The sequence below is a fragment of the Pseudomonas sp. NPDC086251 genome (assembly GCF_044746405.1).
Lineage (GTDB): Bacteria > Pseudomonadota > Gammaproteobacteria > Pseudomonadales > Pseudomonadaceae > Aquipseudomonas.
Map to the genome: position 1 here is coordinate 53,309 of NZ_JBIVBY010000023.1, position 25,587 is coordinate 78,895.

The following is a 25,587-nucleotide window of genomic DNA, read 5'->3' on the forward strand; positions in this document are numbered from 1 at the left end:
CAGCCTCGTTTCACTCGACAGCTCCTACAGGGTAAACACCATTTTCTGTAGGAGCTGTCGAGTGAAACGAGGCTGCGATCTTTTGCCGTTTAGCGATTCAGACCCGCGTGCTGATCCACGACACCAGCAGCGCCAACCCCAGGCACGCGAAGCCGAACCGATAGAAAAACCGGTTCATGCGCAGGGTCGCACCATCCAGCATCAGCGTCGGCTCATCGATGCGCCGGCTCTGGCTTTGCGCTTCCAGGCTGGCCAACGCGCGCTGCTCACGACGACGCGTAGCGTGCAGCAGCCACCCGCCCGGGAAGGCAAACAGCAACGCCAGCAAATTGATCAGTTTGGCGGGATGGGTGGTAAACAGCGTCATCAAATGCAACGACATCTCGGACCTCAAGCAAAAACAGCGGTAGCAGACGCCGGACCGACGACCGCGCCGCGGATTCTACCGAAAGCCTCCCCGCCTGCCCGCAGATTTACGACAAATAACAAACCATTTGGCAGATTCCTGTCCTGGGCCACGCTTCGTAAGCGGCCTGGCCCGAATCTGCGCCACACGACTGAATCAATGTGGGAGCGGGCTTGCTCGCGAAGGCGTCGTGTCAGTGAACATTAATGCGGCTGACACACCGCTTTCGCGAGCAAGCCCGCTCCCACATTTGATCGGGGTGAACCTGTAAGAATCGGCAGGCATTAAAAAGCCCGGGGCCATTGCTGGCACCGGGCTTTTTAGCTTCAGCGAACGCTTATTCGCTGAGAATCTGACCAATCGTCGGATCCTTGAACAGACGCGTCAACGCATCGCTCAACACGTCGCTGACCAGCTTGGTGTTAGTTTCCTGATTTGGCGCCATACCAAAACGCTGGTCCAGGGACGCACCATAACGACCGCTGTAACGACGGTTGGCATTCTGCACATCGGAGCGGAACGTCGCGCCAATGGTCGCCTCCGTCACATACATGCCTTCTTTGGGCGACTGATACTTCAGCTCGGCCAGGGTCACGGTCAGTTGCGGAGCGTTCAGCGCATTGGTCGTCGGGGTGAAACCCAACAGCCGCACGGCGGCTTCGGCCTGCGCCTGCAACTTCGGCAGAATCTGCGCACCCTGCACGGTGATCGCGCTGGTTTCCGGGTACAGACCACCCCGGGTGCCCAGGGTTGGCGACGGACGACCGTCCACCACGCGCACCACCACTGGCTGGCCGCGGCCGACCGGGGCCAGCTGCGTCGTCAGCTTCGGTTCCGGGTTGAGTTGTTGCGGGCTGTGGGCGCAGCCGACCAGGGTCAAACTGGTCACAGTGATCAAACCGAACAACAGGCGTTGCAACATGCGCTTCTCTCCAGAATCAGGCACTAAGGCCCGCAGTATAGCGGGGCGCCACGGCGGCGAACCAGCGCCACAATTACGGAAAAGTCCGACAAGCCTTTCAGACCGCGTTCCTGTCACAGAGATGTCACCGCCCATACACTTTGATGTCATGGCTCGCTGGCAATCTTCACAGCAGTCACCTCACACGGTACTTCGCCATGCGCTATCTGATCTCGCTGTTCGCGCCACGCCCACTGCATCGCTGCTTTGCCCTGCTCGACAGCAATGGCCACTGCCAGGCCTTCAAGCAGTGCAGCCTCCAGCCAATGGGCGACGGTTGGGTCGAAATCGAAGAAATCCGCCTCAACTGGTTGCACCATCCACTGCCCGCCAATGCCCGCGTCACCCAGCGCCAGCCACGCGCGCGCGCTCAGCAACTGTTGACCAGCTGACCAAACACCTAATAAAAGTCATTAAACACGACCATTTCCCTGCGTTTCTTCGCTACAATCTCCCCCCGATTATAAGGACGTCTCCTGATCGGGCCTCGCAGCATCGTCAATACCTCGGTATTGACACCCCGCACCGCCCACAGAGAGCCGCCCACACAGATCGAGTGAAGCTGGCGCGCTTGCTGTTCCTCAAGTAAAACCGCCACTTTTCGCGAATCTGCAGAGCTGTCATTACGCTCGGTCACTGAGCTGTTTGCCCGTTTTGCCTGTCATGTACCCCATGACGGCAATCCATCCGGGCACGGTGCCAGGCAGGGGCAGCCCTTTTTTGAGGTTCACGTCTTCAAAAGAGCGTGAAAAAAACGGGTATTCACAACTTCACAAGAGTGTGGCGAGCAAATGAATAGTTTTGCGTCTGAATATGCACCATTAGCGTCTGAAACAGCCCAACGACACAGGACCGAGTACGCCTCGAACACCGGAGCCTGACGCCTGTCCACTACGGATTTGGTTGCACAAACGGATGTATCGACCATAAGTCGAATTGCCAGTCGTGTGCTGAAATGAGTTCATATCACTCATAGGCCCGGCCGGTAGCGTCCGTCGAAGTTGCAAAAAATTGCGAAGATTCGGACATGGCGATCCTGCCATGGGTACCAGGGGCATCACTGACACGCCCCGGAACGCCTGGCAGCCATGCCGACAATTTGGTGCTGCAGATTTTGGAGACGCGTTAAATGGCGCATAACGAAGCAGTCGACGTAGTACTGGTTGGGGCCGGCATCATGAGTGCCACCCTTGCCGTACTGCTCAAAGAGCTCGACCCCGCGATCAAGCTGGAAGTCGTCGAGCTGATGGATTCCGGTGCTGCGGAGAGTTCGAACCCGTGGAACAACGCCGGTACCGGTCACGCCGGGCTGTGTGAGCTCAATTACACGCCGCAGGCCGCCGACGGCACCGTCGACATCAAGAAGGCCGTGCACATCAACACCCAGTTCGAGGTGTCGAAGCAGTTCTGGTCGTACCTGACCAAGAAAGGCACCTTCGGCTCGTGCAAGACGTTCATCAGCCCGGTGCCGCACCTGAGCTTCGTGCAGGGCGACAGCGGCGTTTCCTTCCTCAAGGAACGCTTCAAGGTATTGAGCAAGCACCACGCCTTCTCGGACATGGAATACACCGAAGACAAGGCCACCATGGCCGAGTGGATGCCGCTGATGATGCCGGGCCGTCCGGCCGACGAAGTCGTCGCCGCCACCCGTGTGATGAACGGTACCGACGTCAACTTCGGCGCCCTGACCAATCAACTGCTGTCGCACCTGACCAGCGCACCCGATGCCCAGGTCAAGTACTGCAAGCGCGTCACCGGCCTGAAACGCAACGGCGGCGGCTGGACCGTCAGCATCAAGGACGTCAACAGCGGCAACACCCGTGAAGTCGACGCCAAGTTCGTCTTCCTCGGCGCTGGCGGCGCGGCATTGCCGCTGTTGCAGGCCTCGGGCATCGAGGAAAGCAAAGGCTTCGGCGGTTTCCCGATCAGTGGCCAATGGTTGCGTTGCGACAACCCGGAAGTGGTCAAGCACCACCAGGCCAAGGTCTACAGCCAGGCCGCCGTGGGTTCGCCACCGATGTCCGTGCCGCACCTGGACACCCGCGTGGTGGATGGCAAGAAGTCGCTGCTGTTCGGACCTTACGCCGGTTTCACCACCAAGTTCCTCAAGCACGGTTCCTTCATGGACCTGCCGATGTCGGTTCGTGCCGGCAACATCGGCCCGATGCTGGCCGTGGCGAAAAACAACATGGACCTGACCAAATACCTGGTCAGCGAAGTGATGCAGTCGATGGAGCAGCGCCTGGATTCCCTGCGCCGTTTCTACCCTGAGGCGAAAGCCGAAGACTGGCGCCTGGAAGTCGCCGGCCAGCGGGTGCAGATCATCAAGAAAGACCCGAAAAAGGGCGGCGTCCTGCAGTTCGGCACCGAACTGGTCGCGGCCAAGGACGGCACCCTTGCCGCCCTGCTCGGTGCTTCGCCAGGCGCGTCGGTGACCGTTTCGATCATGCTGGAACTGATCGAAAAATGCTTCCCGAACAAAGCCAAAGGCGAATGGGCCGCCAAGTTGGCGGAAATTTTCCCGGCTCGGGAAAAAGTCCTGGAAACCGACGCTGCGCTGTATCGCAAGATCAACGCGCACAACAACGTCGCGCTGGAACTGGTTGCCGCCAGCAATGAGACCGAAAGCTACGCTTGATTCGGCCGCATAAAAAACGCCCCGTTCTCATTGAGAGCGGGGCGTTTTTTTTGTGCCTTCTGTAGGAGCCAGGCTTGCCGGCGAAAGCGATCTCACGGACGCCTTCGCCGGCAAGCCTGGCTCCTACAGAGGCAAGGATTAGCCGCGCGCCTTGGCGATCAGCTCGATGTATTCAGCCGCGTTGCGCTGATCCTTGATCAGGGCGACGAAGTCATTGCCGTGCTCATCCTTGCCATCCAGATCAAGACCGGCTTCGACGAAGAACGTCAGGAAACGCTCGAAGTCGTCGATACGCAGGCCGCGGTAGGCCTTGATCAATTTGTGCAGCGACGGCGAAGTGGCGTCGACCGGCTCGAAATCGAGGAACAGTTTGATCTGCGCATCGCCGATCTCGTCACCAATCACTTGCTTCTTATCTTTACGCATTGCCGACTCCAGCTCGCAGACATTTCACGGGGCGGGCAGTTTACCCCTCACTGGGCGCCGGGCTCAACGCGGACGAGCGGCGCCGGTGTGCAAATCGGCCCAGACATGGCCATTGGCGTAGCTGAGGAACTGGCAATACACCGTGTCATTGCGCAGCAAGTCGATCACCACCCGGTACTGCGCCATCGGGTAAAACAGCGTCAGGGTCTTGGTCTTTTCGTCGTAGATCGGCTTTTTCAGGCTTTTGCTTTCGCCATCGAAGTTGACCAGCACTTGCGTGATGGTCGCGCCCTTGTTCAAGGATTTGCCCTTGAGGCGGATCAGCAACGGTGAGGTGACCGGAATCGGCTGTTGATTGGACTGACGCTGGCTACCGACCACCACCGAATACTCGGTGACCTGCAACAGCTGTTGCTGCTCGGGTTCGGCGTCACGCAGGGTCAGGTCATCCGGCGGCAGGAACTGCGCATGCATCGGCGCCGGGGCGGCCATCAGGGGCAGGCTGAAGGTCAGCAACAGGGCGGCGCAGCTGCGGATCAAAAAGCGCATGACAGGCTCCGGAGGGCAGGGCCGAACACTGTAGCATGGGGTCTACGAAAGTGAATCTGTGAACACAGAACCCATGTGGGAGCGGGCTTGCTCGCGAAAGCGGTGTGTCAGCTGTATCAATGTTGACTGACACGACGCCTTCGCGAGCAAGCCCGCTCCCACAGGGGATAGGTGGCTTACCGTTACATGCCTTTAACGGCAAAAATCCCGTTGGCGTTGCGCCAGTAGCCTTTGTAGTCCATGCCGTAACCGAAGATGTAACGGTCGATGCACGGCAGGCCGACGAAATCGGCTTTCAGGTCCGGGCGAGCCTTGCGGTCGTGGTCCTTGTCGATCAGCACGGCGGTGTGCACTTTGCGCGCGCCGGCGTGTTTGCAGAAGTCGATGATCGCGCCCAGGGTGTGACCTTCGTCGAGGATGTCGTCGATGATCAGCACGTCACGGTCGATGAACGACACTTCCGGCTTGGCTTTCCAGAACAGGTCGCCACCGCTGGTTTCATTGCGATAACGGGTGGCGTGCAAGTAGGACGCTTCCAGCGGGAATTGCAGATGCGTGAGCAGCTTGCCGGCGAAAATCAGCCCGCCGTTCATCACACAAAACACCACCGGATTACTGTCAGCCAGCTGTTCGTTGATGTGTGCACCGACGCGGGCGATGGCCGCCTCGACTTCAGCTTCGGTGTACAGGCAGTCAGCCTCTCGCATGATTTGACGGATATGCTCGAGATCAGCGGACATGGCGCTCTCCAGGGGGTGGCGGGTTCGGAAAAGCCGGCAAAGGTACGCATCAAGCGAGGCCAGATCAAGCGTTTGTGGACTAACGTACTCTATGTCTATAGGACAACACCCTCGGATAGATTAATCTAGGCCGGTTTTTTTGCCCGCCGCCGGAGCCTTCCCCATGCCCATCCTCGAGATCCGCCATCCGCTGATCCGTCATAAACTTGGCCTAATGCGCCGTGCAGACATCAGCACCAAGAACTTCCGTGAGCTCGCTCAGGAAGTCGGTGCCCTGCTGACTTATGAAGCCACCAAAGACCTGCCGCTTGAAACCTACGATATCCAGGGTTGGGCCGGCACCGTGTCGGTCGAAAAAATCGCCGGCAAGAAAATCACCGTGGTGCCGATCCTGCGCGCCGGCATCGGCATGCTCGAAGGCGTGCTGAGCCTGATCCCGGGCGCCAAAGTCAGCGCCGTCGGCGTGGCTCGCAACGAACAAACCCTGCAAGCCCACACCTACCTGGAAAAACTGGTCCCGGAAATCAACGAACGCCTGGCGATGATCATCGACCCGATGCTCGCCACCGGCAGTTCCATGGTCGCGACCATCGACCTGCTGAAAAAAGCCGGTTGCCGCGATATCCGCGCGATGGTGCTGGTGGCCGCGCCTGAAGGCATCGCCGCCGTGGAGAAGGCTCACCCGGACGTGACCATCTACACCGCGTCCATCGACGAACGACTCAACGAACACGGTTACATCATCCCAGGCCTGGGCGACGCCGGTGACAAGATCTTCGGCACCAAGCAGAAGGACGCGTGACCATGCAGCAAGAGTTCAACGATCCGCTCTGGCGCACGGTGCTGTCCGGCGCACAGATGCTGTTCGTGGCCTTCGGCGCCCTGGTGTTGATGCCGCTGATTACCGGCCTCGACCCGAACGTGGCGCTGTTCACTGCGGGCCTGGGGACGATCCTGTTCCAGATCGTCACCGGGCGTCAGGTCCCGGTATTCCTGGCGTCGAGCTTTGCCTTCATCACCCCGATCATTCTCGCCAAGGGCCAGTTCGGCCTCGCGGCGACCATGGGCGGTGTGATGGCGGCGGGTTTCGTCTACACCTTCCTCGGCCTCGCGGTGAAGATCAAAGGCACCGGTTTCATCGACCGTTTGCTGCCACCGGTGGTGATTGGCCCGGTCATCATCTCCATCGGCCTGGCCATGGCGCCGATCGCGGCCAACATGGCGATGGGCAAGGCCGGCGACGGCACCGAGCTGATTCATTACCAGACGGCAATGCTGATCTCGATGCCGGCGCTGCTGACCACGTTGATCGTCGCGGTGTTCGGCAAAGGCATTTTCCGCCTGGTGCCGATCATCTCCGGTGTGCTGGTGGGTTTTGGCATGGCGTTCTATTTCGGCGTGGTCGACACCGCGAAAATTGCCGCCGCGCCGTGGTTCGCGATTCCGCACTTCACCGCGCCGGAGTTCAACTGGCAGGCGATTCTGTTCATCGTTCCGGTGGCCCTGGCCCCGGCCATCGAGCACATCGGTGGCGTGATTGCGGTTGGTAGCGTGACCGGGCGCGATTACCTGAAGAAGCCTGGCCTGCACCGCACCCTGCTCGGCGATGGCATTGCCACCACCGCAGCCGGTCTGTTTGGCGGCCCACCCAACACCACCTACGCCGAAGTGACGGGCGCGGTGATGCTGACCAAGAACTACAACCCGAAAATCATGACCTGGGCGGCGATTTTCGCCATCAGCCTGGCGTTCATCGGCAAGTTCGGCGCGCTGCTGCAAAGCATTCCGGTGCCGGTGATGGGCGGGATTCTGTGCCTGTTGTTCGGTTCGATCGCGGCGGTGGGCATGAACACGCTGATTCGCCACAAGATCGACCTGGGCGAAGCGCGCAATCTGGTGATTGTCTCGGTGACGCTGGTGTTCGGGATTGGCGGCGTGCTGGTCGGCACCGGCACCGGTCCGGACGACTTCGGCCTCAAAGGCATCGCGCTGTGCGCGGTGACGGCGATTGCGCTGAATTTGTTGCTGCCGGGGAACGACAGCTGGAAGCACAAGAAGGCGAATGAGTCACTGCTGTAACCAGCCTTTAGAGTGCTTTCGCGGGCAAGCCTCGCTCCTACAGGTTTTGTGTCGATCCATGCAACGATGACATCCTGTAGGAGCGAGGCTTGCCCGCGAAGCTTTTAAAGCGCCAACGGCGCTCGCTCGCACAAGGTGCTCAACGCCTGCGCCCACTGCGGATCATCGTTAAGGCACGGCACCAGCACCAACTCTTCCCCTCCCGCCTCGCGGAATTGCTCTTTGCCGCGATCACCAATCTCCTCCAGCGTCTCGATGCAATCGGCGACAAACGCCGGGCACATCACCAGCACTTTTCTCACGCCCATTCCAGCCAACTCATCGAGGCGCGCTTCGGTGTAGGGTTCGATCCATTTCGCTCGGCCCAGACGCGACTGGAACGACACCGACCACTTGCCGTCCGGCAGCCCCATGCGTTTGGCAAACTCGGCGGCCGTGCGCAGGCATTGAGCGCGGTAGCAGGTTGCCAATACTTCTGGCGAGGCGGTCATGCAGCAGTTATCGCTTTTAAAACAATGGTGACCCGTAGGATCGATCTTGGTCAGGTGCCGCTCGGGCAACCCGTGAAAGCTTAACAACAGGTGATCGTGATCCTGCTGCAAATGCGGCCTGGCACTGGCCACCAGCGCATCGAGGTATTCCGGCTGATCGTAGAACGGCTGGAGAATCGAAAACTGCACGTTGAGGTTGTTCTCGCGCACCACCCGTTTGGCTTCTTCAATCACCGTGGTCACGGTGCTGTCGGCGAACTGCGGGTACAGCGGCGCCAACGTGATGCGCTTGATCCCCTGCCCGGCCATGCGCACCAGCACCGACTCAATCGACGGCTCGCCATAACGCATCGCCAGGTCCACCGGGCCGTGGGTCCACTGCGTGCTCATGGCTTTTTGCAGACGACGGCTGAGCACCACCAGCGGCGAGCCCTCTTCCCACCAGATCGAGGCGTAGGCATGGGCCGACTGCTCCGGCCGCTTGAACAGGATCAGCGACACCAGCAAACGTCGCACCGGCCAAGGCAGGTCGATCACATACGGGTCCATCAGAAATTGATTGAGGTAGCTGCGTACATCCGCCACCGAGGTGGAGGCGGGTGAACCCAGGTTGACCAGAAGCAACGCGTGATCGGTCATGCAACGTCCTATTTCAAAGGCGGCTGGACAGATCGTCCAGGGCCGCGCGCAAATCGGTGAACTGGAACGTAAAACCCGCTTCCAGCAAGCGCGCCGGGACGGCCTTCTGGCCTCCCAGCAACAACAGAGACAACTCGCCCAGCCCGACTTTCAAGGCCAGGGCCGGCATCGGCATGAACGAGGGGCGGTGCAGCACGCCCGCCAAGGTCTTGGCGAATTCGCGATTGCGCACCGGTTTGGGCGCGCAGGCATTATAGGGACCGCTGGCCTCGTTGCGATGCAGAAGAAAATCAATCAGGGCGATTTGATCATTGATATGGATCCACGGCATCCACTGCCGACCATTGCCGATAGGCCCGCCCAGCCCCAGTTTGAACGGCAGCAACAGCCGCGACAAAAAGCCGCCTTCGGCGGACAACACCAGGCCCGTGCGTATCAGGATCACCCGAATGCCCAAGGCCTCGGCACGCTGCGCGGTTTCTTCCCAGGCAATGCACAACTGACTGGCGAAATCGTCGATCACGGGCGGAGACGCTTCAGTCAACTCGCGCTCGCCGCCGTCGCCATACCAGCCAATGGCCGAGCCCGAGATCAATACCTGCGGTTTCTGTTCACGGGATTCGAGCCAGGCCAGCAGGGTTTCCGTCAGAGTGATGCGACTGCTCCACAGCAACGCTTTGCGTTTCGACGTCCAGGGTCGATCGGCAATCGGTGCGCCCGCGAGGTTGATGATGGCGTCTACCGGTTCCTGGCCCAAGTCTTCGAACAGTGCGACGCCACGGACCTGAGCGCCGCATATTTTCGCAACTTTATCAGGCGTCCTGCTCAAGACCGTCAGCCGATGTCCCTGACTTAACCAGTGTCGGCAAAGCTGACGTCCTATCAAACCAGTACCGCCGGTCAGCAATATGTGCATGACTTCTTCCTCGCGTGGCGTTTTACCCTGATGACTAGTCTATTTTTATAAGCAGGGATCTTTGGTATCGGGCAGGCTCTGTGTTTAACCATAGGCCAAGCTGTCAGAACGAGAACGCTAAAAGTTATACCAAAAAACAATATTGTACAGGTTTCAACCACGGCGTAGTCTGTACAGAAAGGTAAACGAGGCCCCTATGACTGTACCTATCGCAATCATCGGCACCGGCATCGCCGGGCTTTCAGCCGCCCAGGCGCTCACCGAGACCGGGCATGTCGTTCAACTTTTTGACAAAAGCCGCGGCAGTGGCGGGCGCATGTCGAGCAAGCGCAGTGATGCGGGTGCTCTGGACATGGGCGCGCAATATTTCACAGCCCGCGATCGCCGCTTTGTGACGGAAGTCACGCGCTGGCAAGCCAATGGCTGGGTCGCCGAGTGGACGCCGCAGCTCTACACCTACCACGGCGGGCAGCTCAACCTGTCCCCAGATGAGCAGACTCGTTGGGTCGGCACGCCGCGCATGAGTGCGATCACGCGTGGCTTGCTCGGCGACCTCGAAGTGCATTTCGCCTGCCGGATCACCGAGGTGTATCGCGGTGAAGAACACTGGCATCTGCAGGATGCCGAAGGCTTCACCCACGGTCCTTTCAGCCATGTGGTGATCGCCACGCCGGCGCCTCAAGCGACCGCGTTGCTGGCTTCTGCGCCGAAGCTCGCCGGTGCCGCCGCCGGGGTGAAAATGGATCCGACCTGGGCGGTCGCGCTGGCGTTTGAAACACCGTTGGATACGCCCATGGAAGGCTGCTTCGTGCAGGACAGCCCGCTCGATTGGCTGGCGCGCAACCGCAGCAAACCCGGGCGCGACAACACGCTGGACACCTGGGTCCTGCACGCCACCAGCACCTGGAGCCGGCAACACATCGACTTACCCAAGGAAGCGGTGATCGAGCAATTGCACGGCGCTTTTGCCGAGCTGCTGCACAGCGCCATGCCCGCCCCGAGCTTCAGCCTGGCCCACCGCTGGCTCTACGCCCGCCCCGCCAGCAGCCATGAATGGGCTGTTTTGGCCGATGCCGACCTGGGGTTGTATGTGTGTGGCGACTGGTGCCTGTCCGGCCGCGTCGAAGGTGCCTGGCTCAGCGGCCAGGAAGCCGCCCGCCGCCTGCATGCGCACCTGCAGTGAAGCGTATCGATCCACGCCATTTGCTGCTGTCGACATGGGCAGCAGCCCACCCGTAAAACCTCCCCCGATCCCTGTAGGAGCGAGCTTGCTCGCGATGTCGTCAACGATAACGCTGTCATTCAAATTTCCCGTGGCGCTCTCTGGTTTTTCGCGAGCAAGCTCGCTCCTACAAGGCCTCATAAAAGTTGTACAAATAATTTGACTTGTACACCTTTGAATCTATGATGAAGTCCATGTTGTACAGAAGAATTTCTCTGTACAGGTTTAGATTCGAGGTGCTTCGATGCCCCACGCCCCTGTAAAACCGAAGATCGCGATCAGCGCCTGCCTGATGGGTGCCGAGGTGCGCTTTAACGGTGGGCACAAGGCGTCGCAGCTGTGCAGCCAAGTCCTCACTGACTACTTCGACTTCGTGCCGGTGTGTCCGGAAGTCGCGATCGGCCTCGGCATTCCGCGAGCGCCTATCCGCTTGGTGGGCGATCCCGATCATCCTCAGGCCATCGGCACGCGCGCCCCCGCCACTAACGTTACCCAACCACTGGCCGAGTACGGCGAGAAAATGGCCGCGGAGCTGAGCGATATCTGCGGCTACATTTTCATGCAGAAATCCCCTTCCTGCGGCCTGGAGCGGGTCAAGGTCTACCACGCCAACGGCGCGCCGGTGGACGGCGGTGGTCGTGGCATCTATGCCCGGGCGTTCTGTGCTCTGCACCCGGATTTACCGGTGGAAGAAGACGGCCGACTGAACGATCCGGTCCTGCGGGAAAACTTCCTCACCCGCGTGTTCGCCTACAGCGCCTGGCAACAGTTGCAGCAAGAAGGCCTGAGCCGTCGCGGCCTCACGGACTTTCACTCGCGCTACAAATACCTGCTGATGGCACACAACCCGGTGCAATACAAAACCCTGGGCAACCTGCTGGGCAACATGGGGCAGACCGACCCCAGCGAACTCGGCTCACGCTATTTCAGCGAGTTGATGGCGGCCCTGAAAAAATGCGCCACCCGCCGCACTCATACCAATGTTTTGCAGCACATCAGCGGCTACCTCAAACAGGCAATCAGCGCTGAAGACAAACAGGAAATGCAACACGTCATTGGCCAATACCGCCTCGGCATCGTGCCGCTGGTGGTACCGCTGACCCTGCTCAAACACTACTTTCGCCAACACCCGGACCCGTACATCGCGCAGCAGGTTTACCTGCAACCTCACCCGGAAAACCTCAGCCTGCGAAACGCAATCTAATGAAAACCCGACTCGACAGCAGCGCCAGCGAAGACCTTGGCGTCGACTTCAAGAAAGCCCTCGACGACGGCTGGCTGCCGATCCGTGAAGTCGCCCGGCAGACTGGCGTAAACGCCATCACCCTGCGCGCCTGGGAACGGCGATATGGCTTGATCGTGCCGCAACGCACGCCCAAGGGCCATCGGCTGTTCTCGGTCGAACACGTTCAACGCATCCTGACGATCCTGACCTGGCTCAATCGCGGCGTGGCCGTCAGCCAGGTCAAGCAACTGCTCGATACCCCGCAGGCCTTTACCCAGCCCGTCGAAAATGATTGGCAGGTGCTTTGCCAGACGCTGCTGCAAGCGGTCACGCAACTGAACGAGCGCGCCCTTGATGACACCGTCAATCAGGCCATGGCGCTGTATCCGCCCAGGACCTTGTGCGAACACCTGTTGATGCCGCTGCTGGCGGAGCTGGAAAAACGCTGGCAAGGCCAGTTCGGCGCGCAAATGGAGCGGGTATTTTTTTACTCTTGGTTACGCAGCAAATTTGGCGCGCGCATCTACCATAACAACCGTCAGTTGCGCAGTGCGCCACTCCTATTGGTCAATCAATCGGACCTGCCGCTGGAACCTCACCTGTGGCTCACCGCGTGGCTGATCAGCAGTGTCGATTGCCCGGTGGAGGTGTTCGACTGGCCACTGCCCGCCGGCGAACTTGGGCTGGCGGTTGATCACCTGCAAGCCCGCGGCGTACTGCTGTATTCCAGCAAAGCCATAAACCTTGCGCAGCTGCCGAAACTTTTGAATGGGATCAGTTGCCCAAAAATGATTGCCGGGCCAACGGTGTGCATCCACCACGCCGAGTTGTCCGCAAGAACCACCACGATTGCTGACGTGTTCCTGGCCGAAGATCCACTGTCGGCTCATCAGGACCTGGTTCAGCGCGGGCTTATCTAATGTTTCGTGCGGACACCACCATGCAATTGATCTGGCTGCGCAGCGACTTGCGCCTACATGACAACACCGCGCTCTCGGCCGCCGCTGCCCACGGCCCGAGTGTGGCGGTGTACTTGCTGAGCCCGGAGCAATGGTGCGAACACGATGACGCCCCGTGCAAAGTGGATTTCTGGCTGCGTAACCTCCGCGAGTTGAGCCAGGCATTGAGCGAATTGAACATCCCGCTGCTGATCCGCGAGGCATCGCGTTGGGATCAAGCACCGGCCGTGCTGCTCGATCTTTGCCAGCAGTTGAACATCGACGCGGTGCACGTCAATGAGGAATACGGCATTCACGAAACCCGCCGCGATGCAGCGGTCGCCGAAACACTGAACGCTCACGGTATCGACTTTCACAGCTACCTCGACCAGCTGCTGTTCAAGCCCGGCACCGTGCTGACCAAAAGCGGCACCTATTTCCAGGTCTTCAGCCAGTTCCGCAAGGTCTGCTACGAACGCCTGCACCGATCACTGCCGAACCGGGTGAGCAAGCCGATGGTTCAAGCCCCGCTGAACATCGCCAGCGACACAATCCCCGCCAGCGTCGAGGGCTTCGACACGCCCAGCGACGGTTTGCGTGCCCTCTGGCCGGCCGGTGAAACCGAAGCCCGACGCCGGCTTGAGACCTTTGCCGATGCCCAGATCGACTACTACAAAAGCGAACGCGACTTCCCGGCGAAACCCGGCACCAGCCAGCTCTCGGCTTATCTCGCTGCGGGCGTGATTTCCCCGCGTCAGTGCCTGCACGCGGCCCTGCACAGTAATCAGGGTGAGTTCGAGAGCGGCAAGGTTGGCGCCGTCACCTGGATCAATGAACTGCTGTGGCGCGAGTTCTACAAACACATTCTGGTGGGCTACCCACGGGTGTCCCGCCACCGCGCCTTTCGCCCGGAAACCGAAGCCCTGGCCTGGCGTGATGCGCCCGACGAACTCGCGGCCTGGAAAGAAGCCCGTACCGGCCTGCCGATCATCGACGCAGCCATGCGCCAATTGCTTGAAACCGGCTGGATGCACAACCGCTTGCGCATGCTGGTAGCGATGTTCCTGACCAAGAATCTGCTGATTGACTGGCGTGAAGGTGAGCGCTTTTTCATGCGTCACCTGATTGATGGCGACCTCGCCGCGAACAACGGTGGCTGGCAGTGGAGTTCGTCCACCGGCACCGATTCGGCGCCCTACTTCCGGATTTTCAACCCGCTGAGCCAGTCGGAAAAATTCGACGCCGACGGCCTGTTCATCAAGCACTGGCTGCCGGAACTGGCCGGGTTGGATAAAAAACAGGTGCATAACCCGGCGAACGTCGGCGGGTTGTTCGGCGTCGCGGATTATCCGTCGCCCATCGTCAATCTGAGTACGTCGCGGCAACGGGCGCTGGCGGCGTTCAAGAATCTGCCGCCACGCGAGCATGCCGGAGGTGGCCATGAGTGATTTCCTGCGGCGCTTTGCCCGGCAGTTCGCGGCGTTGGACAAGGACCATCTGCAACACCTCGACGCGCTGTACACCGACGATGTGCACTACACCGACCCGCTTCACGAAGTGCAGGGCCTCGGGCAGCTACACGACTATTTCGCCGAGCTGTACGCCGGCGTCAGCGAACTGCGCGTTGATTTTCACGGCTTCGACCAGATTGCTGAAGGCGAAGGTTATCTGCGCTGGGTCATGAGTTACCGCCATCCGCGCCTGGCTGACGGCCAGTTGATTCGAGTCGATGGCTGCTCGCACCTGCTCTGGCGCGACAAGGTTTATCGCCACCGGGACTACTTCGATGCCGGGGCGCTGCTGTATGAACATTTACCCGCATTGGGTCGGGCGATTGCCTGGCTGAAAAGGAGAATGGGATGAGTCTTGCACCTCCACGCCGCTATTGGTTGACCGGCGCCAGCAACGGCATTGGCGCGGCCCTGGCCGAGGAAATACTGAAAACAGGCGCTCATCTGGCGGTCAGCTCACGTACGTTGGCACCCCTGAAAGTCTTGTCCCAGCGTTACCCGGGGCAAGTACTGGTGGTGGCGGGCGATCTGACCAACAGCCAGACCGTGCGCGAAATCGGCGAGCAGATTGCCCAGGACTGGGGCTCGCTGGACACGGTGATCCTCAATGCCGGCACGTGCGAATACGTGGATGCCAAGCAGTTCGACGCCTCGATCGTCGAACACGTGGTGCGCACCAACCTGCTTGCCAGCAGCTATTGCATCGAAGCCGCCCTGCCGCTGCTGCGCCAGGGTACTGCGCCGCATCTGGTGGGTGTCGCCAGTTCTGTGACCTACATTCCGTTGCCAAGGGATGAAGCGCATGGCACGTCGAAGGCCGGGCTGCGTTACCTGTTCGAATCCCTGCGCATCGATCTGGCCCCCGAAGGCATCGAAGTCACCGTGGTCAGCCCGGGGTTTGTCGACACGCCACAGACAGAGAACAACGATTTCCCGATGCCCCTCAGTTGGCCGGTGGATAAAGCGGCACGGCACATTTTCGAGCAGCTCAAAAACCGTCCCCTGGAAATCGCCTTACCGGCCATGTTAATGGCAGCCCTGTGGCCGTTATCGAAACTGCCTGAGCGGCTAAAACTGGAGATTGGCAAGCGCATGGTGCGCAGCAATCCGCCGACCAGGGACATACCGTGAAGTAGCGAGAGGTGGCCTCGGACGCTGCTGAGCGCTTCTGTGGTTAGCAAGCGTCCGTCAGGCCTTTCACACAGCGCCGGTCCACTGCCTTACACTGCGCCCCATGAAAACCATTCCCCATACGCAAATCGCCGAACCGGCGGTCACTTGCTCGACCTGCGCAGCCTGTTGCTGTCAGCTCGAAGTCATGCTGATCACCGACACGGGTGTGCCCGAACGATTTATCGATACGGATGATTGGGGTGGGGAAGTCATGCTGCGTCTGGACGACGGCTGGTGCGCCGCGCTGGATCGCAACACCATGATGTGCACCATCTACGAAAAACGGCCGCTGATCTGCCGGGAATTCGAGATGGGCGCGCCGGAATGCATCGACGAACGCCAGGGGATTACCACGGCGTATCGGTGAAAGTCAGGCCACTGAAAATCCAATGTGGGAGCGGGCTTGCTCGCGAAGGCAGACTGTCAGCCAACATGAATGTTGAATGCTAAATCGCCTTCGCGAGCAAGCCCGCTCCCACATTTGACTGAGTCGAATTTTACAGCGGCATGGTGTAGTGAAGCGCGTAGCTTTCTACACCGTCGTTCGGGCTGCTGATCCCGGCATTGGAATAGTGCGTCGCGCGAACCCCGACTTCATGCCCGCCCGCGAAGCGCAGACCAAAGCCGAAACGGTCTTCGAACTGAAAGGCATTGCCGAGGTTGTTGTTTTCGACTTCGGTATTGGCGAACACCGCCACACCGACACCGAGCTCTACGTAGGGTTTGACGTTCTGCCCGGCAAACTCGTAAACCAACACCGGCGAGAACGACAGGCTGTGGTTGCTGGAGGTCTTGTCACCTTCCCAATAGGTGTAGCCGCCACTCCAGTAACCGGTCAAGCGACCGACATCACTCTGCCACCAGCTCTTGTCCCAATCGAATTGCATGCCCAGTCGATAGGTCATGGTCGACTCGCTGGTCTGGCCGACCGCGAACTCCACGCCTGCCGCCTGTGCGGTAATACTTTGCCCCATCAGTGCGGCCGCAATCGCGGCCAAGCAGAATAGTCGCTTCATTAGAAACATCCTTTTCCGAACAATTTCGTATGGTTTTTTTGTTGCGCACCGCTATAGAAGCCGACGTTTAATCAGAAGTTCACCCCAATTATTCGTTTACCCCAAAGATCTGTTTACACCGTGAAGCTTTGCACAACGCCGACGGTATTCCACAGGATCGGCAAGATATTTCTGAAATGCTCCGGATCGGCACTCGTCCAGAATTGCGCGGCGCGTGCAGGCCCCTCGGCGAGCAACTCACGCTCGGCCAGCAAACGTTGAAGTTGCCGCGCTACAGCGGCGCCGGTATCGATCAAGCTGATGTCATCGGGGATCATCTGCTTAAGCAATGGCTTTAGGAAGGGATAATGCGTGCAGCCGAGAATTATCGTGTCGCACCCGGCGCCGAGCAGCGGTTCGACATACCGGGCCAGTAACTGACGCAACGCCAGACTGTGCAAATCGCCGTTTTCAATCAGCTCCACGAGGCCCGGACACGGCTGGGTAATCACCCGCACATCCGTGGCGAAACGATCGAGCAGCGCGGCGAACTTGGCACTCTGCAAGGTGCCGGTGGTGGCCAGCACACCGACCACGCCACTGCGGGTCGCGGCGGCCGCCGGTTTGACCGCAGGTTCCATGCCGACAATCGGCCACTCGGGATAATCACGGCGCAAGTCTGCAACGCCGGCAACCGTCGCCGTGTTGCAAGCCAGCACTAACGCCTTGGCGCCCTGCTGTTGAAAAAACCCGGCCATCACGCTGCAACGCTGACGGATGAATTCCGGGGTTTTCTCGCCATAGGGAATATTCCCGCAATCGGCGACGTACATCAGTGATTCATTGGGCAGTAAACGCTGGATCTCGGCCAACACCGAAAGCCCGCCGACGCCGGAATCGAACACGCCGATCGGCGCTTCACGCATGGGCCGTACCACAGACGCTGCAACCCGGATCACGCTTGACCCGCAACTCACGAAAACGCGTGCCCAGCGCATCGATCAACAGCAGGCGGCCCACCAGCGGCTCACCGAATCCGGCCAACAATTTCATCGCTTCCAGCGCCTGAAGACTACCGACCAGCCCCACCAAAGGACCAACGACGCCGGCTTCGCTGCAGGTCAGTTCGGCTTCGCTGCCATGCCCGTACAAACAGTGGTAGCACGGACTTTCCGGGCGACGCGGGTCGAACACCGACAACTGCCCTTCAAGGCGAATCGCCGCGCCGCTGACCAGCGGTTTGCGGGCCGCCACGCACGCGGCGTTGACCGCTTCGCGGGTGGAGAAATTATCCGAACAGTCGAGCACCAGATCCACGGCGGCCACGGCAGCGGCCAGGGAATCTTCGTCCAGGGCGGCGCGATGGGCGACCAATTGAATCTCGGGATTGATCGCGCTCAAACGGCGGATCGCCGAATCAACCTTGCTCGTGCCCACACTGTCAGTGTCGTGAATGATCTGGCGTTGCAGGTTGGTCAGGTCGACGGTATCGAAGTCCGCCAGGTGCAGCTCACCGACGCCAGCGGCGGCCAGGTAAAGCGCAACCGGCGAACCGAGACCGCCGAGGCCGACGATCAGCACACGACTTTCTTTGAGTCGCAACTGACCGTCGATGTCGACGTGCTGCAACAGAATCTGCCGGCTGTAGCGCAACAATTCCTGATCATTCAGCACGGCAGTCGTCCCAGGCTGATGCGTTGGTGGCCGCCCAGATCGGTGCGGCTGTGGACGTCTTCAAAACCACGAGTCAGCAGCAGGTCGCGCACGGCCTCGGCTTGATCGTAACCGTGTTCGAGCATCAACCAGCCGCCCGCTTCCAGGTAATCCGGCGCCTGGGCGACGATCAGACGCAGATCGTCGAGCCCGTCGATACCGGCCACCAATGCACTGGCGGGTTCGAAGCGCACATCGCCTTCCACCAGATGCGGATCAGCCGATGCGATGTAAGGCGGGTTGCTGATGATCAGTTGAAAACGCTGACCTTGCAGCGCGCTGAACCAATGGCTGCTCAGCACGGTGGCATTGTTCAGGTGCAGGCGCTGACGATTGCGCTCGGCCAGGGCCACGGCTTCCAGCACGCGATCCACGGCGGTCACTTTCCAGGCCGGACGCTCACTGGCCAGGGCCAACGCGATGGCGCCGCTGCCGGTGCCCAAATCGAGAACGTTGGCCGGCGTCGCTGGTAGCAATTCCAGTGCGGCTTCCACCAGCAGTTCGGTGTCCGGACGCGGAATCAGCGTGTGCGGCGCGACTTCCAGGTCGAGCTTCCAGAAACCTTGCTGGCCAAGAATGTAGGCCACCGGCTCGCCGCCACGACGACGTTGCAAATAATCGGCAAAAGTCAGTGCCGCTTCACTCGGTACGATGCGCTCGGGCCAGGTGTGCAGGAAACTGCGGGACTTGCCCAAGGCAGCCGCCAGCAACAGTTCGGCATCCAGGCGCGCGGTGGGCGAGTCGGGTAAATCGGCGGCGCGCAACAAACTGGCAATGATCGTCATTTACTCACCTATCGCCGCCAATTGGTCGGCCTGGTATTCGGCCAGCAACGGCTCGATCACTGCATCGACGCCACCCGCGAGGATTTCGTCGAGGGAATACAGCGTCAGGTTGACCCGGTGGTCGGTGACCCGGCCCTGGGCAAAGTTGTAGGTACGGATCCGCTCGGAGCGATCGCCGGAACCTACCAGCAGTTTACGCTCGCTGGCGATGGCATTGGCCGCGGCGCTGGTCTGCTGGTCGTTGAGCTTGGCCGACAGCCAGGCCATCGCCCGGGCGCGGTTCTTGTGCTGGGAACGTTCTTCCTGGCACTCCACGACAATACCGGACGGCAAGTGCGTGATACGGATCGCCGAGTCCGTCTTGTTGACGTGCTGCCCGCCAGCTCCGGAGGACTTGTAGGTGTCGATGCGCAAATCGGACGGGTTGATCTCGATTGCTTCCTGCTCGTCCGGCTCGGGCAACACCGCCACGGTGCACGCCGAGGTGTGGATACGGCCCTGGGATTCAGTCGCCGGAACCCGCTGCACGCGGTGCGCGCCGGATTCGAATTTCAGCTTGCCGTAGACATTCTCGCCTTCGACGCGAGCGATGACTTCTTTAAAGCCCCCGTGCTCACCGATGTTCTCCGAGAGGATTTCCACGCGCCAGCCGCGACGCTCGGCGTAACGCGAGTACATGCGGAACAGGTCGCCGGAGAAAATCGCCGCTTCGTCACCGCCAGTACCGGCACGGATTTCGAGGAACACGTTACGACCGTCGTTCGGGTCTTTGGGCAGCAGCATGCGTTGCAGGCTGGCTTCGAGTTCGAGCAGTTGCTCTTTGGCTTCGCGGACTTCTTCCACGGCCATTTCACGCATGTCCGGGTCGCTGTCCTTGAGCAGTGCCTGGGCACCTTCGAGGTCATCCTGGGTTTTCAGCAACTGTTTATAGGTGTCGACAATCGGCTCGACTTCCGCGTATTCCTTGGAATAGGTACGGAATTTAGTCTGATCGGAAATGACCTCGCCGTCGCCAAGCAAGGCGGTCAATTCCTCGAAACGGTCCTGGAGGATGTCCAGCTTATTGAGCAGTGACGCTTTCATTGCGTTTTTTTATCCGAAAAGCTATCCGATGAGCCCTCACCGAGGGCAAAGAGTTCCTGGGCCATGGCCAGCGCATCGAGGCGACCTTCGGCAGAAAGCTTTTTCAACTGCACGCTCGGTGCGTGCAAGAGTTTGTTGGTCAGGCCGCGCGCCAGCTGCACCAGCACGTCTTCGGCGCTGCTGCCGTTGGCCAGCATGCGCTGGGCCTTCTGCAATTCTTCGTCGCGCAGGCGCTCGCTCTGCTGACGATAGGCCTTGAGCACATCCACCGCCGCCAGTTCACGCAGGCGCACCATGAAATCTTCGGCGCCGACCGAGACCATCTCTTCGGCCGCCTGGGCTGCACCCTGACGACTCTTGAGGTTCTCGGCGACCACTTCGTGGAGGTCGTCGACGCTGTACAGGTAAACGTCGTCCAACTCGCCGACTTCCGGCTCGATATCCCTCGGTACGGCGATATCCACCATGAAAATCGGCTTGTGCTTGCGCAGTTTCAAGGCGCTTTCCACCGCGCCTTTACCAAGAATCGGCAACTGGCTGGCCGTGGAGCTGATGACGATATCGCTGCGCACCAGTTCGGCCGGAATGTCCGAGAGCAGCACGGCATGGGCGCCAAACTGTTCGGCGAGGATGCTCGCGCGTTCCAGCGTCCGGTTGGCGACCACGATGCGTTTCACACCGAGTTCGTGCAGATGCCGCGCGACCAGGGTGATGGTCTCGCCGGCGCCGATCAGCAAGGCCTGGCTGCGTTGCAAGTCACTGAAAATCTGTTTCGCCAGGCTGACCGCGGCAAACGCCACGGACACCGGGTTTTCGCCGATGGCGGTGTCGGTGCGCACTTGCTTGGCGGCGTTGAACGTCGCCTGAAACAAGCGCCCGAGCAGCGGACCGATGGTGCCGGCCTCGCGCGCCACGGCATAAGCCGATTTCATCTGGCCGAGAATCTGCGGTTCGCCCAGCACCAGCGAATCGAGCCCGGAGGCCACCCGCATCATGTGACGAACTGCCGCATCATCTTCATGCACATAAGCGCTCGCGCGCAGCTCTTCGAGGCTCAAATGGTGATAATCGGCCAGCCAGCGCAGGATGATGTCCGCCGAAAGGTGGTCCTGCTCTATATAAAGCTCACTGCGATTGCAGGTGGAGAGGATCGCAGCTTCGCGGCTGTCGGTGAGTCGGCAGAGCTGCTGCAAGGCCTCCACCAGCTGCTCAGGGGTAAAGGCCACGCGCTCGCGGACGTCTACTGAAGCAGTCTTGTGGTTAATACCGAGTGCAAGGAAGGCCATTCAAGGTCGCTGATGGTGACGTGAAGCCGGCAATTGTCCTACTTCGCCGGGGCCAGAACAACTACCGCTGACTATTGTCCTGATACCGGACGCCTATTAGGAAGGCAAAGACCTGTCGGAGCTGGCTTTCGCGCAAATTGACAGGCCGGTTATGTTTGGCCGAAGGCTTGTGTCATGATGATCCGACCGCAGGTTAGTCGTCCTCTTCCTATATGAATAGATCTTCCGCGTTGCTCCTCGCTTTTGTCTTCCTCAGCGGCTGCCAGGCCTTGGCGCCCGTTTCGTCGGACGGTACGCCGCCGGCCGAAGACAGCACTCCAGCCCCTGAAAAGCCCAAGGTCTACAGCTCATTCAGTGAGGAAACCGTCTTCAGCCTGTTGAGCGCCGAACTGGCTGGCCAGCGCAATCGTTTCGACATTGCCCTGGACAACTACGTGACCCAGGCCATCAACACTCAGGATCCGGGCATCTCCGAGCGGGCATTTCGTATTGCCGAATACCTGGGCGCCGATCAGGCTGCCCTCGATACCGCGTTGATCTGGGCGAAAAACGCCCCGGACGACCTCGAAGCCCAACGGGCCGCAGCCGTACAACTGGCTCGCGCCGGGCGCTATGACGACTCCATGGTCTATATGGAGAAAGTCCTGCAAGGCAAGGGTGACACCCATTTCGACTTCCTCGCCTTGTCTGCTGCCGATACCGATCAAGACACGCGCAACGGCCTGATGAAAAGTTTTGACCGTTTATTGCAGCGTCATCCGAACAACAGCCAGCTGATTTTCGGCAAGGCCTTGCTGCTGCAACAGGACGGCGATTCCAAAGGCGCACTGGCCCTGCTGGAAGACAATCCGCCGGACGAGGGCGAAATCGCGCCGATTCTGCTGCGCGCACGCCTGCTGCAAACCCTCAATCGCGGCGATGAAGCCCTGCCGCTGCTGCAAAAAAGCATCAAAAAGTACCCGGACGACAAACGCCTGCGCCTGACTTATGCGCGCATGCTGGTTGAACAAGACCGCATGGACGACGCCAAAGCCGAGTTTTCGAGCCTGGTCCAGCAATACCCGGAAGACGACGAACTGCGTTACTCCCTGGCGCTGGTTTGCCTGGAAGCCAAGGCCTGGGACGAGGCCAAGGGTTACCTCGAAGACCTGATCGCCCGGGAAAGCCACGTCGATTCGGCGCACCTGAACCTCGGCCGTATCGCCGAAGAGCGCAACGACCCGCAGGGTGCGTTGATCGAGTACGCCCAGGTCGGCCCGGGCAACGACTATCTGCCGGCGCAATTGCGTCAGGCCGATATCCTGATGAACAACGGCAAGACCGCCGAAGCCCAGTCTCGTTTGGCGGCAGAGCGCGAAGCACAACCCGATTACGCGATTCAGCTGTACCTGATCGAAGCCGAAACCCTGTCCGCCAACAATCACGGCGACACGGCCTGGAAAGTCTTGCAGCAAGGTTTGCAGCAATACCCGGACGATCTGAATCTGCTTTACACCCGCGCCATGCAAGCGGAAAAACGCAATGACCTGGCGCAGATGGAAAAGGACCTGCGACAGATCATCAAGCGCGACCCGGACAACGCGATGGCATTGAACGCCCTCGGCTACACCCTGTCCGACCGTACGACGCGCTATGCCGAAGCCAAGGCTCTGATCGAACAGGCGCACCAGATCAATCCGGAAGACCCGGCGGTACTCGACAGCCTCGGCTGGGTGAATTTCCGCATGGGCAATCTGGATGAAGCCGAACGCCTGCTGCGCAAGGCGCTGGAGCGTTTCCCCGACCAGGAAGTCGCCGCTCACCTGGGCGAAGTCCTGTGGGCCAACGGCAAGCAAAAAGAAGCCAGGCAAATCTGGGGCAAATTCCTCAAGGAACAGCCTGATAGCCCAACCCTGCGCAGCACCATCAAGCGCCTGACCGGATCAGAGACTCTTTAAGATTATGTTTTTGCGCCACCTTATCGTTTTCAGTTTCATCGCCCTGCTCGCCGGTTGCGCGGGCTTCGGCGCCCGCGAATCGGTCCAGGGTCAAGGCAACCCGGCCCAATGGCGCGAGTACAAACAGCAAATGACCAGCCTCGACGGCTGGCAGATCAACGGCAAGATCGGTATTCGCGCACCGAAAGACTCGGGCAGCGGCACGCTGTTCTGGCTGCAACGCCAGGATTACTACGACATTCGCCTCTCCGGCCCACTGGGTCGCGGCGCGGCACGCCTGACCGGCCGCCCCGGCAAAGTCTCGCTGGAAGTGGCCAATCAGGGTCGCTATGAAGCGCCGACGCCGGAAGTGTTGGTCGAAGAACAACTGGGCTGGAAATTGCCGGTGTCCAATCTGGCCTGGTGGGTTCGCGGGCTCCCGGCGCCGGACAGCAAAAGCCGCCTGACCCTGGATGCCGACAGCCGCCTGGCCAACCTGGAGCAGGATGGCTGGAAAGTCGAATACCTCAGCTATGCCGAGCAGAACGGCTTTTGGTTGCCCGAGCGGATCAAACTGCACGGCACCGACCTTGATGTCACGCTGGTGATCAAGGAATGGCAACCGCGCAAACTGGGGCAGTGAACATGACGGCTCCTCGTTTGACCCTGCCCTCGCCTGCCAAACTCAATTTGATGCTGCACATTCTTGGGCGCCGTGAAGACGGTTATCACGAGTTGCAGACGATCTTTCAGTTTCTCGACTACGGCGATGAAATCACCTTCGCCGTTCGCGATGATGGCGTGATTCGTTTGCACACCGAATTTGACGGCGTGCCGCACGACAGCAACCTGATTGTCAAAGCTGCGAAAAAACTTCAGGAGCAATCCGGTTGTTCACTCGGCATCGACATCTGGATCGAAAAAATCCTGCCCATGGGCGGTGGTATCGGTGGCGGCAGTTCAAATGCCGCGACGACGCTTCTCGGTCTGAATCACCTCTGGCAACTCGGCTGGGATGAAGATCGACTGGCCGTGCTGGGCCTGACGCTGGGCGCTGACGTCCCGGTTTTCGTGCGTGGCCACGCGGCTTTTGCCGAGGGTGTGGGGGAGAAACTCACCCCCGTTTACCCCGAGGAACCGTGGTATCTCGTGCTGGTGCCGCAAGTATCTGTAAGTACAGCAGAAATTTTTTCAGATCCGTTGTTGACACGTAACTCTTCTCCCATTAAAGTGCGCCCCGTTCCCAAGGGAAACAGTCGAAATGACTGCTTGCCGGGGGTTGCTAGGCGATGTCCAGATGTAGGTAACGCTTTGAATTTGTTAGGTAAATTTACCGAAGCAAAACTCACCGGAACTGGAAGTTGTGTGTTTGGGGGCTTCCCAAGCAAAGCTGAAGCTGATAAAGTCTCGGCCCTTCTTACAGAGACCCTTACAGGGTTTGTAGCAAAAGGAAGCAACGTTTCGATGTTGCATCGCAAGCTGCAAAGTCTGCTCTAAAGGAACCGATTACTGGGTAATCGTTGCAACAGATACAGGGGCGTCGCCAAGCGGTAAGGCAGCAGGTTTTGATCCTGCCATGCGTTGGTTCGAATCCAGCCGCCCCTGCCATTTTCTATACTCATCCAGGTTACCCTCAGCCTCTAGGTACTGCGCGTGTCCAAGATGATGGTCTTTACGGGGAATGCTAACCCCGATCTGGCTCGGCGTGTTGTACGTCAGCTGCATATCCCTCTCGGTGACATCTCTGTCGGTAAGTTCTCCGACGGCGAAATTACTGCCGAGATCAATGAAAACGTCCGCGGTAAAGATGTCTTCATTATTCAGCCGACTTGCGCTCCGACCAACGATAACCTGATGGAACTGGTAGTGATGGCTGATGCCTTCCGCCGCTCCTC

The 25,587-nt window shown here is 59.8% G+C and carries 28 protein-coding genes and 1 tRNA gene; 16 read left to right on the forward strand and 13 right to left on the reverse strand.

The genetic code is table 11. The annotated features are described in order from the left end of the window. Positions 1–97: 97 nt before the first annotated feature. A complete protein-coding gene (locus ACIPL2_RS24345; RefSeq protein ID WP_059406174.1) occupies positions 98–382 on the reverse strand; it encodes a hypothetical protein in 285 nt (94 codons plus the stop codon). Between the two features lie 361 nt (positions 383–743). Then, the gene (locus ACIPL2_RS24350; protein WP_401360570.1) at positions 744–1,328 is read right to left on the reverse strand and encodes a YajG family lipoprotein; all 585 of its coding nucleotides are present in this window, start codon (positions 1,326–1,328) and stop codon (positions 744–746) included. A 197-nt stretch (positions 1,329–1,525) separates the two neighbouring features. Between ACIPL2_RS24350 and ACIPL2_RS24355 the strand changes: the two genes are divergently transcribed. Both ACIPL2_RS24355 and mqo read left to right on the forward strand, forming a co-directional pair. Continuing rightward, positions 1,526–1,759 carry a hypothetical protein gene (locus ACIPL2_RS24355; RefSeq protein ID WP_401360572.1) on the forward strand — a complete coding sequence of 78 codons (234 nt, stop codon included), beginning with the start codon at positions 1,526–1,528 and terminating at the stop codon, positions 1,757–1,759. Positions 1,760–2,496: 737 nt separating this feature from the next. After that, positions 2,497–4,005: a malate dehydrogenase (quinone) gene (gene mqo / locus ACIPL2_RS24360; RefSeq protein WP_401360574.1), complete on the forward strand. Its 1,509-nt coding sequence runs from the start codon at positions 2,497–2,499 to the stop codon at positions 4,003–4,005. A 138-nt stretch (positions 4,006–4,143) separates the two neighbouring features. Here the strand turns inward: mqo and ACIPL2_RS24365 are convergent, their stop codons facing one another. From ACIPL2_RS24365 to ACIPL2_RS24375, 3 genes are all read right to left on the reverse strand, one after another. Continuing rightward, entirely contained in the window at positions 4,144–4,431 is a 288-nt protein-coding gene (locus tag ACIPL2_RS24365) for a PA4642 family protein (RefSeq protein ID WP_059406169.1), read from the reverse strand. Positions 4,432–4,494: 63 nt separating this feature from the next. Next, on the reverse strand, positions 4,495–4,980 hold the full coding sequence (locus tag ACIPL2_RS24370) for a hypothetical protein (RefSeq protein WP_401360576.1): 486 nt from the start codon (positions 4,978–4,980) through the stop codon (positions 4,495–4,497). 182 nt (positions 4,981–5,162) lie between these two features. Beyond that, positions 5,163–5,720: a hypoxanthine-guanine phosphoribosyltransferase gene (locus ACIPL2_RS24375; RefSeq protein WP_162437176.1), complete on the reverse strand. Its 558-nt coding sequence runs from the start codon at positions 5,718–5,720 to the stop codon at positions 5,163–5,165. A 163-nt stretch (positions 5,721–5,883) separates the two neighbouring features. On the opposite strand from ACIPL2_RS24375, the gene upp reads away from it, so the two are divergent. Together upp and ACIPL2_RS24385 are read left to right on the forward strand one after the other, a co-directional pair. Then, entirely contained in the window at positions 5,884–6,522 is a 639-nt protein-coding gene (upp, locus tag ACIPL2_RS24380) for a uracil phosphoribosyltransferase (RefSeq protein ID WP_059406165.1), read from the forward strand. A gap of 2 nt (positions 6,523–6,524) precedes the next feature. Beyond that, positions 6,525–7,799 (forward strand): uracil-xanthine permease family protein, encoded by a 1,275-nt coding sequence (locus ACIPL2_RS24385; RefSeq protein WP_401360579.1) that lies wholly within the window; start codon positions 6,525–6,527, stop codon positions 7,797–7,799. Between the two features lie 104 nt (positions 7,800–7,903). Here ACIPL2_RS24385 and hemH read toward each other — a convergent pair whose 3' ends face one another. Both hemH and ACIPL2_RS24395 read right to left on the reverse strand, forming a co-directional pair. Next, positions 7,904–8,929: a ferrochelatase gene (gene hemH / locus ACIPL2_RS24390; protein WP_401360581.1), complete on the reverse strand. Its 1,026-nt coding sequence runs from the start codon at positions 8,927–8,929 to the stop codon at positions 7,904–7,906. A 13-nt stretch (positions 8,930–8,942) separates the two neighbouring features. Beyond that, positions 8,943–9,845: a TIGR01777 family oxidoreductase gene (locus tag ACIPL2_RS24395; protein ID WP_401360583.1), complete on the reverse strand. Its 903-nt coding sequence runs from the start codon at positions 9,843–9,845 to the stop codon at positions 8,943–8,945. Between the two features lie 196 nt (positions 9,846–10,041). Between ACIPL2_RS24395 and ACIPL2_RS24400 the strand changes: the two genes are divergently transcribed. From ACIPL2_RS24400 to ACIPL2_RS24430, 7 genes are all read left to right on the forward strand, one after another. Further along, positions 10,042–11,028: an NAD(P)/FAD-dependent oxidoreductase gene (locus ACIPL2_RS24400; protein WP_401360585.1), complete on the forward strand. Its 987-nt coding sequence runs from the start codon at positions 10,042–10,044 to the stop codon at positions 11,026–11,028. Positions 11,029–11,311: 283 nt separating this feature from the next. Further along, positions 11,312–12,271, forward strand: a complete 960-nt coding sequence (locus ACIPL2_RS24405) for a YbgA family protein (RefSeq protein ID WP_401360587.1) — start codon at positions 11,312–11,314, stop codon at positions 12,269–12,271. Further along, positions 12,271–13,212 (forward strand): MerR family transcriptional regulator, encoded by a 942-nt coding sequence (locus tag ACIPL2_RS24410; RefSeq protein ID WP_401360589.1) that lies wholly within the window; start codon positions 12,271–12,273, stop codon positions 13,210–13,212. The genes ACIPL2_RS24405 and ACIPL2_RS24410 overlap by 1 nt, the downstream gene beginning before the upstream one ends. Positions 13,213–13,232: 20 nt before the next feature. Continuing rightward, positions 13,233–14,678 (forward strand): deoxyribodipyrimidine photo-lyase, encoded by a 1,446-nt coding sequence (phrB, locus tag ACIPL2_RS24415; protein ID WP_401360591.1) that lies wholly within the window; start codon positions 13,233–13,235, stop codon positions 14,676–14,678. Next, positions 14,671–15,093 carry a nuclear transport factor 2 family protein gene (locus ACIPL2_RS24420; protein ID WP_401360593.1) on the forward strand — a complete coding sequence of 141 codons (423 nt, stop codon included), beginning with the start codon at positions 14,671–14,673 and terminating at the stop codon, positions 15,091–15,093. Before phrB ends, ACIPL2_RS24420 begins: the two co-directional genes overlap by 8 nt. Continuing rightward, positions 15,090–15,872 carry an SDR family NAD(P)-dependent oxidoreductase gene (locus tag ACIPL2_RS24425; RefSeq protein WP_401360595.1) on the forward strand — a complete coding sequence of 261 codons (783 nt, stop codon included), beginning with the start codon at positions 15,090–15,092 and terminating at the stop codon, positions 15,870–15,872. The genes ACIPL2_RS24420 and ACIPL2_RS24425 overlap by 4 nt, the downstream gene beginning before the upstream one ends. 103 nt (positions 15,873–15,975) lie before the next feature. Continuing rightward, positions 15,976–16,281 (forward strand): YkgJ family cysteine cluster protein, encoded by a 306-nt coding sequence (locus tag ACIPL2_RS24430; protein ID WP_008153413.1) that lies wholly within the window; start codon positions 15,976–15,978, stop codon positions 16,279–16,281. Positions 16,282–16,411: 130 nt separating this feature from the next. Here the strand turns inward: ACIPL2_RS24430 and ACIPL2_RS24435 are convergent, their stop codons facing one another. The 6 genes from ACIPL2_RS24435 to hemA form a co-directional block, all read right to left on the reverse strand. Continuing rightward, positions 16,412–16,930, reverse strand: a complete 519-nt coding sequence (locus tag ACIPL2_RS24435; protein WP_401360598.1) for an acyloxyacyl hydrolase — start codon at positions 16,928–16,930, stop codon at positions 16,412–16,414. 113 nt (positions 16,931–17,043) lie between these two features. Continuing rightward, positions 17,044–17,835: a glutamate racemase gene (gene murI / locus ACIPL2_RS24440; RefSeq protein ID WP_401360600.1), complete on the reverse strand. Its 792-nt coding sequence runs from the start codon at positions 17,833–17,835 to the stop codon at positions 17,044–17,046. Continuing rightward, positions 17,828–18,583 (reverse strand): molybdopterin-synthase adenylyltransferase MoeB, encoded by a 756-nt coding sequence (locus tag ACIPL2_RS24445; RefSeq protein WP_401360602.1) that lies wholly within the window; start codon positions 18,581–18,583, stop codon positions 17,828–17,830. Before ACIPL2_RS24445 ends, murI begins: the two co-directional genes overlap by 8 nt. Further along, a complete protein-coding gene (gene prmC / locus ACIPL2_RS24450) occupies positions 18,577–19,407 on the reverse strand; it encodes a peptide chain release factor N(5)-glutamine methyltransferase (RefSeq protein WP_401360604.1) in 831 nt (276 codons plus the stop codon). The genes ACIPL2_RS24445 and prmC overlap by 7 nt, the downstream gene beginning before the upstream one ends. After that, a complete protein-coding gene (gene prfA / locus ACIPL2_RS24455; protein WP_401360606.1) occupies positions 19,408–20,490 on the reverse strand; it encodes a peptide chain release factor 1 in 1,083 nt (360 codons plus the stop codon). It abuts the gene before it with no gap. Further along, positions 20,487–21,776, reverse strand: a complete 1,290-nt coding sequence (gene hemA / locus ACIPL2_RS24460; protein ID WP_401360608.1) for a glutamyl-tRNA reductase — start codon at positions 21,774–21,776, stop codon at positions 20,487–20,489. Before hemA ends, prfA begins: the two co-directional genes overlap by 4 nt. A 212-nt stretch (positions 21,777–21,988) precedes the next feature. Between hemA and ACIPL2_RS24465 the strand changes: the two genes are divergently transcribed. The 5 genes from ACIPL2_RS24465 to ACIPL2_RS24485 form a co-directional block, all read left to right on the forward strand. Continuing rightward, positions 21,989–23,713 carry a tetratricopeptide repeat protein gene (locus ACIPL2_RS24465; protein WP_401360610.1) on the forward strand — a complete coding sequence of 575 codons (1,725 nt, stop codon included), beginning with the start codon at positions 21,989–21,991 and terminating at the stop codon, positions 23,711–23,713. A 4-nt stretch (positions 23,714–23,717) separates the two neighbouring features. Next, a complete protein-coding gene (gene lolB / locus ACIPL2_RS24470; RefSeq protein WP_401360612.1) occupies positions 23,718–24,335 on the forward strand; it encodes a lipoprotein insertase outer membrane protein LolB in 618 nt (205 codons plus the stop codon). Between the two features lie 2 nt (positions 24,336–24,337). Further along, complete coding sequence (gene ispE, locus ACIPL2_RS24475; protein WP_401360677.1) at positions 24,338–25,189, forward strand: 4-(cytidine 5'-diphospho)-2-C-methyl-D-erythritol kinase; 852 nt, start codon at positions 24,338–24,340, stop codon at positions 25,187–25,189. Between the two features lie 36 nt (positions 25,190–25,225). Then, a tRNA-Gln gene (locus ACIPL2_RS24480) sits at positions 25,226–25,300 on the forward strand. Between the two features lie 45 nt (positions 25,301–25,345). Further along, the coding region (locus tag ACIPL2_RS24485) for a ribose-phosphate pyrophosphokinase-like domain-containing protein (protein ID WP_401360614.1) at positions 25,346–25,587 on the forward strand (242 nt) is incomplete at its 3' end.